We start from the raw sequence: 12771 nt of genomic DNA on the forward strand, positions 1-12771 counted from the left end.
CCGCTGACGAGGCACGCATGTACAGGAACGAGAAATTCAACCGCTGGCGCCGCCACCCCTGGCACGGACTCTATGCGCGCATGGAAGAGGCGCCGGAGGACGTCGTGCAGGTTTACGTCGAGATGCTGCCCACGGACGTGGTCAAGTACGAGCTCGACAAGAGCTCCGGCTTTCTCGTGGTGGACCGGCCCCAGCGCACCACCTCCAGCCCGCCGGCACTCTACGGGTTCATCCCGCGCACCTACTGCGCCGAGGAAGTGGCCAAGCGCTGTCCCGGCGTGACTGAGGCCGATCACGACCCCCTGGACATCTGCGTCTACTCGGAGCGGCACATCAACCGCGCCGACATCGTGCTCAACGCGCGCGTCGTCGGCGGCATCCAGATGATCGACGGCGGCGAGGCCGACGACAAGATCATCGCCATCCTCGAAGGCGACAACATCTGGGGCAACGCCCAGGATATCTCCGACCTGCCGCCGATCAAGGTCGAGCGCCTGCAGCACTACTTCGCCACCTACAAGATGGTCCCCGGCAAGGAAATCGACATCAAGGTCGACCACGTGTACGGGCGGGAAGAAGCCCTCAAGGTTATCGCGGCCGCCGAGGAGGACTACTGGAACCACTACGGCGAGCTGCACGAGCAGCAGCGCATCTAGGGCCTCAGGCCGTCGCCCGGCTCTCCGCCCAGCCCTCGGGCACGGCGACGTAGCGCTCGAGCAGCACCGGCAGCGAAGCGACCAGCGCGGACAGCCCGGCGGGCTGTCCGCCCTCCTCCCAGCTGCGCAGCAGCAGCGCGGTCGTCAGGCGCGGCGCAAGCAGGTTGGCCAGGGGCGCATAGCTCAGGTGCCAGCGCTCCGGGGCGACGCCACCCCGGTCCAGCGCGTAGGGCCGGTAGAACCCGTGGCTCTCGCCGGCAGCCATGCGCTCGTCCAGCCAGCGGTGCAGCGCATCGAAAACAGCGCCCGGCGCCACTTCGTCCGGCGTCAGCGCCGGCTTCACTCCCGCCGGCAACACGGACGCATCGTAGACATCGAGGTCCGTGCCCCAGTGGTGCCGCGAGGTGCCCGGCAGCGCCGAGAAGCGAAGCACCGCCGCCAGCTGCTCCGGGAGGGTCAGGTCCGCCATGGCCACGGGCCGGCCCGCGTCGTCATGCACCGGCCGCTCGCCGGCGAGCTTGCCGTTCCAGATGGCCAGCTGCCGGGCATAGCCCCGCCAGGCGCTGGCGACGGCGAGATCGAAGCCGGCGGCGCGGGCATCGGCACGCAGGGCCTCGAAGGCGGCAGCTGCCGCCGGGTGAAGGTGCCCGCCCCCGGGGAGGGGCACGAGGTGACCGTCGTCAAGGCCTGCGAGCTGACGATCATCGGGCAGGTCGCTGGCGCGCGCAGCGCGCGCAGCGCCGGGCCTGTCGGTCGCTGTTGCCATGGTCCGCATTGTGACACCGGGCCCTCCCGGCGCCTAGCCGGGGGCCGCTCTTGCGGGGAGAGTGCGGCGTCTATCTGCCAGTCGCGCCGGCAATCCGCGAACAACCATTTTTTTGCTGGAACGGCCCCTCGATATCTGGTAGCTTCTGCGCGCTTCGGCGCTGGCCCTCCGCCGCGAGGGGATCGCCAGCGACCTCGTCATCACGTCGATGGGACAGACCATGCCGACCAAGACCGCCCCAAAGAAGCCCGCAGCCAGCAAGAAGTCAGCCGCCAAGGCGAAAGCCTCTGCCAAGAGCAAGGCAGCTGCAAAGGCGAAGGCGCCCGCGAAGAGCAGGGCCCCGGCCAAGAGCAAGGCGCCGGCGAAGAGCAAGGCTGCCGCAAAGGCAAAGGCCCAGGCCGTAACCTCCGCGAACAGCCAGTTCAAGAACTTCGAGCCGTACAAGCCCAAGCGCGGCGAGGAGTACATGAGCGACGCGCAGCTGGACCACTTCAAGAACATCCTCCTGAAGTGGAAAGGCGAGCTGATGCAGGAAGTGGACCGGACCGTCACGCACATGAAGGACGAGGCCGCCAACTTCCCGGACCCGGCCGATCGCGCTACGCAGGAGGAGGAGTTCAGCCTGGAACTGCGCACCCGGGACCGCGAGCGCAAGCTGATCAAGAAGATCGACTCGACCATCGAGCGCCTGGAGCAGGAAGACTACGGCTTCTGCGACGCCTGCGGCATCGAGATCGGCATCAAGCGCCTCGAGGCGCGCCCCACGGCCACGCTGTGCATCGACTGCAAGACCCTGGCCGAGATCAAGGAGCGGCAGGAGCTGGGCTGATCCGGCCCGCCTGCACCCCGGCATGACCCGGAGCGCCGGCAGCTACTGCGGGCGCTTCGCCCCCTCCCCCACGGGACCCCTCCATTTCGGCTCCCTGCTGGCCGCCCTGGCCAGTTACCTGGACGCCCGCGCTCACGGCGGCCGCTGGCTGCTGCGCGTGGAAGACATCGACCCGCCCCGGGAACAGGCGGGCGCGAGCCGAGCAATCATCGACAGCCTCCGTGCCCACCGCCTGCACTGGGACGGGCCCGTCTGCTACCAGCACACCCGCAGTGGTGCCTACGACGAGGCGCTCGAGGCCCTCGAGCGCAAGGGGCTGTTGCGCCGCTGCTACTGCCCGCGACGCGTACTCGGCCCGGATGGCGCCTGCGGGGGCCGCTGCGGCGGCGAGGGCGAGGGGCCCGCGGCCCTGCGCGTGCGGGTGGACCCGGCCTGGCCGACCGCCTTCGAGGACCGCTTCCAGGGCCCCGTCGCCGCCACGGCACTGCCGGAGGACTTCGTCGTCCGCCGCCGCGACGGCCTCTACGCCTACCAGCTCGCCGTGGTCGTGGACGACCACGCCCAGGGCATCACCGACGTGGTCCGCGGCGCCGACCTGCTGTCGGTAACGCCGCGGCAGCGCTACCTGCAGGCCTGTCTCGGCTACCGCTCTCCCCGCTACGCACACTGCCCCGTGCTCCTCGGCAGCGACGGCCGCAAATTGAGCAAGCAGAACCACGCGCCGCCCCTGGACGACGGCTGCGCCGGCGCCAACCTGCGCCGCGCCCTGGAACTGCTGGCGCAGCCGCCGGCGCCCGCCACGGCGGCTACACCCTCGGCCCTGCTCGAGCACGCGGTGCGGCACTGGGCGCCGGCGGCGCTCGCCGGGAAGGCAGCACTGCCGGGTGATCGCCTTTACCCCCCCCCGGGCATCTCGTAGACTCGCCGCAGGCCACCGGGACTCATCGCCATGTACCTCGATCGCGGCCTGCTGCTCGCCGTCGCCCTCACCGTCATCCTGTTCCCGGGCATCGAACGCTGGATGTTCGCGGACCCGGTGCACTGGTACCGTCCCTTCATCGTCGGGGCCGCGGTAATCGCGGGTGTGTACTGGAACCAGCGCCGCCGGGACTTCGATGAGCTTTAGCCCGGACCAGGTTCTCCTCGCCATCGTCGCCTACCTGAGCGTCCTGTTCCTGGTGGGCTACTTCGGCGACCGGGGCGCGATCCCGAGGCGGGTCGTGGAGCACCCGGCCACCTACGTGCTGTCCCTGGGCGTCATCGGCGGCGGCATGGCCAGCAACGGCGTGTTCACGCTCGCGGCGCTCTACGGCCATCACTACCTTCTCTACTACCTCGGCATCGCGCTCATGTTCCTCCTCGCGGTGCTCCTGCTGCGCCCGCTCCTGCGCCTGTGCCGGGTACACCAGCTGGCTTCGCTCGCTGACCTGCTGGCCTTCCGCTTCCGCAGCCCCTGGGTCGGCGCGGCCGTCACCCTGGCGATGTGCGCCACGCTGCTGCCGCTGCTGGCCCTGCAGATCCGCACCGTCGCCGACAGCATTCATCACCTCGCCGGCGGCGGCCTCGACCTGCTGCCGGGCGGGGGCCCCCGCGATGGCCTGGCGCTGCTCTTCTGCGTGATCATCACGGTGTTCACGATCCTCTTCGGCACCCGCAACGCCGCCAATCCCAACCGCAACCCGGGGCTGGTGGCCGCCATCGCCTTCGAGTCCCTGGTCAAGCTGGGCGCCCTGACGCTGCTCATGGCCGTCGCCGTGGGCGAGGTTTTCGACGGCTTCGACGGGCTGGAACGCTGGCTCCTCGCGCATCACGCCTCCCTCGGCGGCGATGCGCCGCTGCCCGCGGGCGCCGCCCGCCTGCTGCTGCTCCTTTTCTTCGCCGGTGCCGTTTGCATGCCGCACGTCTTTCACATGGCCTTCGCCGAGAACAGCGACAGCCGGCACCTGCGCGCGGCGAGCTGGGGCCTGCCCCTCTACCTGCTGCTGCTGGCGCTGCCGGTGCTGCCGGTGACCTGGGGCGCCGTCGCCGCGGGCAGCACCTTTCCCGCCTCGTTCGCAGGCCTCGGCCTCGGCGCGGCCCTCGGCGCGCCCTGGGTGAGCGGCGTGGCCTTCGTCGCCGGCCTCTCCGCCGCCAGCGCGGTTATCGTGGTCGCCACCCTGGCGCTTGCCAACATGTGCCTCAACTACCTCGTGCTGCCGAACCGGCTGCTGCGAGCCGCCGGGGACAGCGGCCTCTACCGGCAACTGAAGTGGCTGCGCCGAAGCCTGATCACGGCGCTCATCCTCGGCGGCTACGCGTTCTTTGCCTTCCTCGGCAACGGGCAGTCGCTGCCGGAGCTGGGCTTCCTGGCCTTCAGCGGGACGCTGCAGTTCCTGCCGGCGGTGATCGCAACGCCCTACTGGCCGCGCGCCAATCGCATCGGCCTGCTGGCGGGTCTCGCGCTGGGGCTGGCGATCTGGTTCCTGGCGCTGGTACTGCCGGTGCTGTCGAACAACACCGCCGGCATCATCGCGAGCCACAGCGACGATTGGGCCCTGCGCTGCACGCTCGCCCTGCTCGCCAACTGCGCGGCCTTTATCGTCGGCTCCCTCCTGACCCGCCGCTCCCGGGAGGAGACCGTGGCCGCGGAGATCTGCTCCATGGACTCCGGCAGCCGCCCGCACCGGCGCACGCTGCCCGTCAATGCCGCCGCGGATTTCGTCCCGGCCCTCGCCCGGGGGCTCGGCGAGGACACGGCGCGCACGGAAGTGGACCGGGCGCTCCGGGAGCTGCGCTTCGACCGGGGCGAGAGCCGACCCTATGCGCTGCGTCACCTGCGCAGCCGCATCGAGGCCAACCTGTCCGGCATGCTCGGGCCGGCCCTGGCGCTGGAGATCGTCGACCGCTGCCTGCCCTATGGCAAGAGCTACCCCGGCGAGGCCGGCGACTTCACCCTCCTCGAGCAGCGGCTGGAGAAGGCCGCCGGGCGCTTCACGGGGCTCGCCGCCGATCTCGACTACCTGCGCCGCCACTACCGGCAGACCCTCGAGGCGCTCCCCGTGGGCCTGTGCTCCCTGGGCGTGGACGGCGAGGTGCTGCTCTGGAACCAGAGCCTCGCAGACCTGACCGGGATTCCGGCCGGGGAGGCCATCGGCGCACGCTGGACGGCGCTGCCCGGGGCCTGGCAGGCGGTTTTCGCCGAGGCCCTGGAGGCGGAGCCGAACAGCCTGCTCAAGCGCGAGCTCCCCGGCAGCGGCCCGGCGGCGCCGCGCTGGATCACGCTGCACTGCAGCGCACCCACGGAGGACGCGGACCGGCTGCTGCTGGTGGAGGACATTACCGACTACCAGCTGCTGCAGGACGAGGTTCTTCACAACGAGCGTCTCGCTTCCATCGGCCGCCTCGCTGCCGGCGTGGCCCACGAGATCGGCAACCCGATCACCGGCATCGCCTGCCTGGCACAGAACCTGGCGGCGTCCTGCGACCCGGCGGAGGTTCGCGAGACCGCGGACGACATCCTCACGCAAACGGGCCGCATCAGCCGCATCGTCGAGTCGCTGGTGAATTTCTCCCACCTGGGTTCCGGGGCCGGAGATACCCGGGTCGAGCCCTGCAACCTCGCCGACTGCGTCGACGAGGCGATCAGCCTGCTCTCCCTGGACCGCGACGCGCGCCCGGTCAGCTTCGTCAACGACTGCCCCCGGGACACGCTGGTACTCGCCGATTGCCAGCGCCTGCTGCAGGTCTTCATCAACCTCCTCGGCAACGCGCGGGACGCCTCCGCTGACGGCGCCGCGGTCACGGTCAGCGCCGCCACCGGCGAAAGCGGGCCGGTGGAGGTCCACGTCGACGACTGCGGCCACGGCATCGCGCCGGAGTTGCTGCCGCGGGTCTTCGAGCCCTTTTTCACCACCAAGGACCCGGGCAAGGGCACGGGCCTGGGACTGCCCCTGGTCTACAGCATCCTCGAGGACATGGGCGGCAGTGTGCGCATCGAGAGCCCCGGGCCGACGGCGGGTGCGAGCGGTACCCGGGTCACCCTGGCGCTGCGCGCGGCCTGCTATGACCCGGCCTTTACCGGGCTTGCCGGTGAAAGCGCGGGCGCTGCGGCTGGATAATTCGCCCCCGGGAAGGTATGTTGTGGGGCTCGTCGGATAACGGGTCACGCGATGCAGCAGATTCTCGTCGTCGAGGATGAAACGGTCATTCGTACCGCCCTCCGCCGCTTGCTGGAGCGCTCCGGCTACGCGGTGGCCGAGGCCGGCTCGGTGGCCGAGGCCGAAGGCAACCACACCCTCGGTGAGTTCGACCTCATCATCAGCGACCTGCGCCTCCCCGGCGCACCGGGTACGGACCTGATCCGCAAGGCGGGCAAGGTGCCGGTGCTGATCATGACCAGCTACGCCAGCCTGCGCTCCGCCGTGGATTCCATGCGCATGGGCGCCGTGGACTACATCGCCAAGCCCTTCGACCATGGCGACATGCTGAATGCCGTGAAGCGCATCATCAGCGAGCACCCCCGCCAGGAGAGCGCCGAGGCAGAGGCCGCGGCCGGGGACAGCGAAGACGGCCCGGCGATCGTGGGGGACTGTCCCGCCATGCAGCGGCTGCTGGAGCACGTTACCAAGTTCGCTCCCACGGACTCGACGGTCCTGGTGCTCGGTGAGACCGGGACCGGGAAAGAGCTAGTCGCCCGCGCCATCCACCGCCAGAGCCGCCGCGCCGGCGAGGCACTGGTGTGCGTGAACTGCGCGGCCATTCCCGAGACGCTGATCGAGTCCGAGCTGTTCGGCTACGAGAAAGGTGCCTTTACCGGGGCCAACACCAACCGCATGGGTCTGATCGAGGCCGCTGACGGCGGCACGCTCTTCCTCGACGAGATCGGCGAGCTGCCCATGGAAGCGCAGGCGCGCCTGCTGCGCTTCATCCAGGAGGGCGAGATCCGCCGCATCGGTTCGGTGCACTCGCGCAAGGTGAACGTCCGGCTGATCTGTGCCACCCACCGGGACCTGCAGACCCTCGCCGCCGAGGGCCGCTTCCGCCAGGACCTGTTCTACCGGATCAACGTGCTGCGCCTCAGCCTGCCCGCGCTCCGCGACCGCGGCAAGGACATCCTCTACCTCGCCGAGACGCTCCTCGCGCGCCAGGTCGAGCGCTTCGGCCGCGGCACCATGACCCTGTCACCGCGGGCAATCCAGGCCATCACGACCTACCAGTGGCCAGGCAACGTGCGCGAACTCGAGCACGCGATCGAGCGCGCCGTGATCCTCACCGAGGGTGACGAGATCGACAACGAGACCCTCGGTATCGACCTCGAGCTGGTGAACATCAGCCGCCTCCGCGGCGAGCGCATCGGCGGCCCGAAGAAACGGCAGACGAGCCACAGCACCTCGGACCCCCAGGAAGACCTGTCCCTGGAGGACTACTTCCAGCGCTTCGTGATCGAGCACCAGGACTCCATGAGCGAAACCGAACTGGCCCAGAAGCTCGGTATCAGCCGCAAGTGCCTCTGGGAGCGACGCCAGCGCTTCGACATTCCCCGCAAGAAGAGCGCCCCGCGCGGGAAGAAGGCCGCCTCCTGAGCCCGCGCCCCGGCGACGACGGGGGCGTTACCCAGCCGAACGCCTGTAACAATTGACAGTAGCCGAAGGTAACAAACCGGCCTCCGGGGCCGTTACTAGGCACCCCACCTGAAACCTTATCTTTTTGTTTTAATTGAGTTTTTATTTTTCTGGCACGCGCACTGCAACCTTACGGGCGCTCGACAATAAAAATAATTCAGCAGTAATAAGAATAAGCGCAAGAAAAAAAATGGACCTGGATGGGGAAGCACGCTTCCCCGTCGTTCATTTATGCCACCCGCCCGGGCACTGGCAACATCCGCCCGGCTGCGCCCGCTAAGAATAATTGCCCGCATAAGAATAACTGTCCCGGGGTGGACCTGTGCGGGGGAGGGATCTCCCCCGATCTCCCCGGATTCCCGGGAGGCTGTGCTACCATCTCGCCTTTCCACAACGAGAGATGCCCGCGCTTGAAGGTCATTCCCCGGGACCAGCACTGCATTTCCCGCAAAAACATCAGCCCCAACGCGCTCAAGGTCATGGCCCGGCTCCGCAGCCAGGATTTCCAGGCCTATCTCGTGGGCGGGGCCGTGCGCGACCTGCTCCTCGGCGGACACCCCAAGGATTTCGACGTGGCCACCGACGCCACACCGGAGGAGATACACGGGCTGTTCCGCAATTCGCGGATCATCGGCCGTCGCTTCCGCATCGTGCACGTGCGCTTCGGGCGCGAGATCATCGAGGTCACGACCTTCCGCGGCCACCACGACGCCGATGGCGAAGGCGAGGCACGCCGCGGCGAGAGCGGCGTGCTGCTGCGCGACAACGTGTACGGCACCCTGGAAGAGGACGCCGTACGCCGCGATCTCACGATCAATGCGCTCTATTACTCGTCCGGTGACTTCGCGGTGCATGACCAGGTGGGCGGCCTCGCCGACCTGCAGGCCCGGCTGGTACGCATCATCGGCGACCCGCACGAGCGCTACCGGGAAGACCCGGTGCGCATGCTGCGCGTGGTGCGCTTCGCCGCCAAGCTGGGCTTCAGGATCGAGCAGCACACCGCCGCGGCCATCAAGGAAGCGGCCGGCCTCCTCGACGCCATCCCCGCGGCCCGCCTCTTCGACGAGATCCTGAAGCTGTTCCTCGCCGGCCACGGCGCTGCCACCCTCAAGCTCCTGCGCCGGCACCACCTGCTGGAACACCTGTTCCCGGAAGCCGAGCACCACATGGCGCGGGACGTGCGCGCCGCGGAACTGATGGCCGCCGCCATGGCCAGCACCGACCGCCGCGTCGCCGAAGACCGGCCGGTCACGCCGGCCTTCATTCTCGCCGCGCTCCTCTGGCCGGCTGCCAGCCTGCGCGCCGAGCAGCTGCGCGACCGCGGAGAGCCGCCGGTACCGGCCATGCACAGCGCGGCACAGCAGGTGATCGCCGAGGCCTGCCACCGCGTCGCGATACCCAAGCGCTTCAGCCAGCCCATGCGGGAGATCTGGGAGCTGCAGCACCGCCTGGAGAACCCGCGGGGCAAGCGCGCCGCGGAGCTGCCGGAGCAGCGCCGGTTCCGCGCCGCCTACGACTTCCTCCTGCTGCGCGAGGCCGCCGGCGAGGAAACCGGCGGCGTCGGCGAGTGGTGGACCCGCTTCCAGGAACTCGATCCCGGGGCGCGCGTGGAGGAGGTCGCGGCCGAGGAACCCGCCGGCGGCAAGCGCGGCCGCCGGGGCGGACGGCGCCGCCGCAGTCGCGGCTAGTGGCCTGCTCCCCGCGCACCTGAGACCGGCTATGCTGCGCTGCTACATCGGCCTCGGCGCGAACCTGGGCGATCCGCTGCAGCAGTTGCGCGGCGCGGCGCGGGCTCTGGCCGCCCTCCCCGGCTGTCGCCCCGGGCCGCTCTCCCCGCTCTACCGCAGCACTCCGCTGGGGCCGCAGGACCAGCCGGACTTCCTCAACGCGGTAGCCGCGCTGGACACCTCCCTGGCACCCCTCGACCTCCTGGACGCCCTGCAGCGCATCGAGGCAGCCGCCGGGCGCGTCCGCGGCCGGCGCTGGGGCCCGCGGACCCTCGACCTCGACCTGCTCCTCTACGGCAGCCGGCAGCTGGACCTGCCCCGGTTGACAGTGCCGCACCCCGGCATCGCCAGCCGGGCCTTCGTGCTCTGGCCCCTGGCGGACCTCTGCGGCGAGGATTTCCGGCTGCCATGGGGCGAGGATATTGGTACATTGAAACGCGCCTGCCCCGGGCCCGCCCCGGTGCGCCAGGCTGAGGGGCTCGGGCCAGTGGCAGGGGGAGGCGAGATTGACGGCAACGAATGAGGTACTGAGCCTGGACCTCAAGGGGCGCACACCCCCCGGTTACATCGCCGTGGAGGGCCCGATCGGCGTCGGCAAGACCACCCTCGCGCGCCGCCTCGCCGACACCTTCAACTACCAGGTGATGCTCGAGGACGCCGAGGAAAACCCGTTCCTCGAACGCTTCTACCAGAACCGCAAGCAGGCCGCGCTGGCCACGCAGCTGTTCTTTCTCTTCCAGCGCGCCCAGAAAATCCAGGACCTGCGCCAGTCGGATATCTTCCAGCCGGTGCGCGTGGCGGATTTTCTCATCGAGAAGGACCCGCTCTTCGCCCGCATCAACCTCGACCCGGACGAGTACCAGCTCTACGAAAAGGTCTACCGCCAGCTCACCATCGATGCGCCCGTGCCGGACCTGGTGATCTACCTGCAGGCCTCGCCGGACGTGCTTCTCACGCGTATCGAGCAGCGCGGCATCGCCCACGAGCGCAACATCGACCGGGCCTATCTCGAGCAGCTGAACGAAGTGTACAGCGAATTTTTCCTGTATTACGATGGCGCGCCGCTGCTGATCGTCAACGCCAGCGCCATCGACCTGGTCCAGGGAGAGCGCGACTACGGCCAGCTCGTCGACTACCTTCTCGACGTGCGCAGCGGGCGCCACTACTTCAATCCCACCTTTTTCGGCTAGGGTTTCAGGCAGGTCCATGGGCAAGATCACCATCAGCACCCTCGACAGGATGAAGGCGGCGGGAGAGAAGTTCGTCTGCATCACCGCCTATGACGCCACCTTCGCCCGCCTCGTCAATGAAGCGGGGGCGGAGACGATCCTGGTCGGTGACTCCCTCGGCATGGTGCTGCAGGGGCACGACAGCACCATCCCCGTGACCGTGGACGACATGGCCTACCACACCGCTTGCGTGGCGCGGGCCGGCGGCGACGCGCTGGTCATCGCCGACCTCCCGTTCATGAGCTACGACCGGCCGGAAACCGCCATGGACAGCGCCACGGCGCTGATGCAGGCCGGCGCGCAGATGGTGAAGATGGAGGGGGGCGTCTGGCTCTCCGATACGATCAGCGCGCTCGTCGAGCGCGGCATCCCGGTCTGCGCGCACCTGGGTCTCACCCCGCAGTCGGTGAATGCCTTCGGCGGTTTCAAGGTCCAGGGGCGCACGCCGAAGGAAGCCAAGTCCATTCTCGCCGACGCGGTCGAGATCCAGGACGCGGGTGCCGCGCTGCTCGTGCTCGAGTGCGTGCCCGCCCCGCTGGCGGCCGACATCAGCAGCAAGCTCGACATCCCCGTGATCGGCATCGGCGCCGGCGCCGGTACCGACGCCCAGGTCCTCGTCCTGCACGATCTGTTGGGCCTCAGCCCCCGGGTACCCCGCTTCGTGCGCAACTTCATGGCCGATACGGGCAGCGTACAGGATGCGCTGGCCGCCTTCGTGGCGGCCGTGAAAGCCGGCGATTTCCCGGCCGACACGCATACCTACGCCTAGGCCGCAGGCCGTCGTCTGCCTGTCCGGCCTCTGCTCCCGGGCGTCCGGCAGTAGTAAACACTCACTTCGAGTGGGTGTATATAACCAGATCGCGCTACAAGTGATTCCTTTCGTAACAAAAAGGTGTGTTGTTGCGTGACACTTTTGTTGCTGCCCCCAGGACCATGGGGCATACTCGGTCTCCCTTCACGGGGCCGCGTCAGCCCCGCGTAGAGTAACGTATAGACAGGCGCCGCGCATGGCAGCGGCTCCACCCTGACCGCAAGCGGGGGCGTACGTCATGAAGACAACCGGTGACCGGCAGCGGCTGCGGGCGCAGCTCGCCGAGTGCAAGCAGCGGGGGCAGCGCATCGCCTTCGTGCCCACCATGGGCAATCTCCACGACGGCCACCTGCAGCTGGTGCGCCGGGCGCATGAACTGGCCGACATCGTCGTCGTCAGCATCTTCGTCAACCCGCTGCAGTTCGGCGCCGGTGAAGACCTCGACGCCTACCCGCGGACGCTGGCGGCCGACAAGGAAAAGCTCTTCGCCGAAGGCGTCAAGTTCCTCTACACGCCGGAGGCCGCCGACATCTACCCGGAAGGGCTCGAGCGCCACACCCAGGTGCTGGTGCCGGACCTGTCCGAGACCCTCTGCGGCAGCAGCCGCCCCGGCCACTTCAACGGCGTGGCCACGATCGTCGCCAAGCTGTTCAACATCGTCCAGCCGGACCTGGCCATCTTCGGTGAAAAGGACTTCCAGCAGCTGTCCATCGTGCGCAAGATGGTGGCGGACCTCTGCCTGCCCGTGACTGTCGTCGGCGTGCCGACGGTGCGCGACGTGGACGGCCTCGCGCTGAGTTCCCGCAACGGCTACCTGTCCGCCACGGAACGGCGCATCGCGCCCCTGCTGCACGAGACCCTCGCGAGCTGCCGCGATGCCATCGCCTGCGGCTTCGACAACTTCCTGCAGCTCGAGTCCCACGCGCGCATGCGCCTCCTGCAGGCGGGCTTCGAGCCCGATTACTTTGCCATCCGCGACGCGCGCACGCTGCGCAAGGTCACGGAGGACACGGAGGAAATCGCCATCCTCGCCGCCGCCCGCCTGGGCCGGACGCGCCTCATCGACAACCTGCGGCTGAGCCTGAACCCCGCAACCGACTGGGGCATGCTCGCCACGCCCTGACGGCCCGGGGGGCGCGCCGGCCCCGGCGAT

At 69.1% G+C, this 12771-nt stretch carries 12 protein-coding genes; 11 read left to right on the forward strand and 1 reads right to left on the reverse strand.

Annotated elements, in window-relative coordinates; translation table 11 throughout:
- The first annotated feature begins 17 nt into the window (after positions 1-17).
- Positions 18-656: an inorganic pyrophosphatase gene (locus RKE50_RS13945; RefSeq protein WP_350037295.1), complete on the forward strand. Its 639-nt coding sequence runs from the start codon at positions 18-20 to the stop codon at positions 654-656.
- Between the two features lie 4 nt (positions 657-660).
- Here the strand turns inward: RKE50_RS13945 and RKE50_RS13950 are convergent, their stop codons facing one another.
- Positions 661-1422, reverse strand: a complete 762-nt coding sequence (locus RKE50_RS13950; RefSeq protein ID WP_350037297.1) for a M15 family metallopeptidase — start codon at positions 1420-1422, stop codon at positions 661-663.
- Positions 1423-1642: 220 nt separating this feature from the next.
- On the opposite strand from RKE50_RS13950, the gene dksA reads away from it, so the two are divergent.
- The 10 genes from dksA (at position 1643) to panC (ending at position 12741) form a co-directional block, all read left to right on the forward strand.
- Entirely contained in the window at positions 1643-2251 is a 609-nt protein-coding gene (gene dksA, locus RKE50_RS13955) for an RNA polymerase-binding protein DksA (protein ID WP_350037299.1), read from the forward strand.
- A 22-nt stretch (positions 2252-2273) separates the two neighbouring features.
- Positions 2274-3170, forward strand: a complete 897-nt coding sequence (gluQRS, locus tag RKE50_RS13960) for a tRNA glutamyl-Q(34) synthetase GluQRS (protein WP_350037301.1) — start codon at positions 2274-2276, stop codon at positions 3168-3170.
- Positions 3171-3200: 30 nt separating this feature from the next.
- The gene (locus tag RKE50_RS13965; RefSeq protein WP_350037304.1) at positions 3201-3377 is read left to right on the forward strand and encodes a hypothetical protein; all 177 of its coding nucleotides are present in this window, start codon (positions 3201-3203) and stop codon (positions 3375-3377) included.
- Positions 3367-6348: an ATP-binding protein gene (locus tag RKE50_RS13970; protein ID WP_350037306.1), complete on the forward strand. Its 2982-nt coding sequence runs from the start codon at positions 3367-3369 to the stop codon at positions 6346-6348. Before RKE50_RS13965 ends, RKE50_RS13970 begins: the two co-directional genes overlap by 11 nt.
- A gap of 51 nt (positions 6349-6399) precedes the next feature.
- A complete protein-coding gene (locus tag RKE50_RS13975; protein ID WP_350037307.1) occupies positions 6400-7812 on the forward strand; it encodes a sigma-54-dependent transcriptional regulator in 1413 nt (470 codons plus the stop codon).
- Positions 7813-8261: 449 nt separating this feature from the next.
- Positions 8262-9539 carry a polynucleotide adenylyltransferase PcnB gene (gene pcnB, locus RKE50_RS13980; RefSeq protein WP_350037309.1) on the forward strand — a complete coding sequence of 426 codons (1278 nt, stop codon included), beginning with the start codon at positions 8262-8264 and terminating at the stop codon, positions 9537-9539.
- 31 nt (positions 9540-9570) lie between these two features.
- Positions 9571-10101, forward strand: coding sequence for a 2-amino-4-hydroxy-6-hydroxymethyldihydropteridine diphosphokinase (gene folK / locus RKE50_RS13985; protein WP_350037311.1), 531 nt, complete (start codon positions 9571-9573; stop codon positions 10099-10101).
- Entirely contained in the window at positions 10085-10768 is a 684-nt protein-coding gene (locus RKE50_RS13990; protein ID WP_350037313.1) for a deoxynucleoside kinase, read from the forward strand. The genes folK and RKE50_RS13990 overlap by 17 nt, the downstream gene beginning before the upstream one ends.
- A 16-nt stretch (positions 10769-10784) precedes the next feature.
- Positions 10785-11576: a 3-methyl-2-oxobutanoate hydroxymethyltransferase gene (panB, locus tag RKE50_RS13995; protein ID WP_350037315.1), complete on the forward strand. Its 792-nt coding sequence runs from the start codon at positions 10785-10787 to the stop codon at positions 11574-11576.
- Between the two features lie 280 nt (positions 11577-11856).
- Complete coding sequence (panC, locus tag RKE50_RS14000) at positions 11857-12741, forward strand: pantoate--beta-alanine ligase (protein WP_350037317.1); 885 nt, start codon at positions 11857-11859, stop codon at positions 12739-12741.
- Positions 12742-12771 lie beyond the last annotated feature (30 nt).

Source organism: Pseudohaliea sp. (assembly GCF_040217025.1).
Lineage (GTDB): Bacteria > Pseudomonadota > Gammaproteobacteria > Pseudomonadales > Halieaceae > Pseudohaliea.

Bases quoted from the DNA above. Each gene is read 5' to 3' on its own strand.
- gluQRS (WP_350037301.1), top strand. From the start codon at position 2,274: ATGACCCGGAGCGCCGGCAGCTACTGCGGGCGCTTCGCCCCCTCCCCC.
- folK (WP_350037311.1), top strand. From the start codon at position 9,571: ATGCTGCGCTGCTACATCGGCCTCGGCGCGAACCTGGGCGATCCGCTG.
- dksA (WP_350037299.1), top strand. From the start codon at position 1,643: ATGCCGACCAAGACCGCCCCAAAGAAGCCCGCAGCCAGCAAGAAGTCA.
- RKE50_RS13975 (WP_350037307.1), top strand. From the start codon at position 6,400: ATGCAGCAGATTCTCGTCGTCGAGGATGAAACGGTCATTCGTACCGCC.
- panB (WP_350037315.1), top strand. From the start codon at position 10,785: ATGGGCAAGATCACCATCAGCACCCTCGACAGGATGAAGGCGGCGGGA.
- panC (WP_350037317.1), top strand. From the start codon at position 11,857: ATGAAGACAACCGGTGACCGGCAGCGGCTGCGGGCGCAGCTCGCCGAG.
- RKE50_RS13970 (WP_350037306.1), top strand. From the start codon at position 3,367: ATGAGCTTTAGCCCGGACCAGGTTCTCCTCGCCATCGTCGCCTACCTG.
- RKE50_RS13945 (WP_350037295.1), top strand. From the start codon at position 18: ATGTACAGGAACGAGAAATTCAACCGCTGGCGCCGCCACCCCTGGCAC.
- RKE50_RS13950 (WP_350037297.1), bottom strand. From the start codon at position 1,422: ATGGCAACAGCGACCGACAGGCCCGGCGCTGCGCGCGCTGCGCGCGCC.
- RKE50_RS13965 (WP_350037304.1), top strand. From the start codon at position 3,201: ATGTACCTCGATCGCGGCCTGCTGCTCGCCGTCGCCCTCACCGTCATC.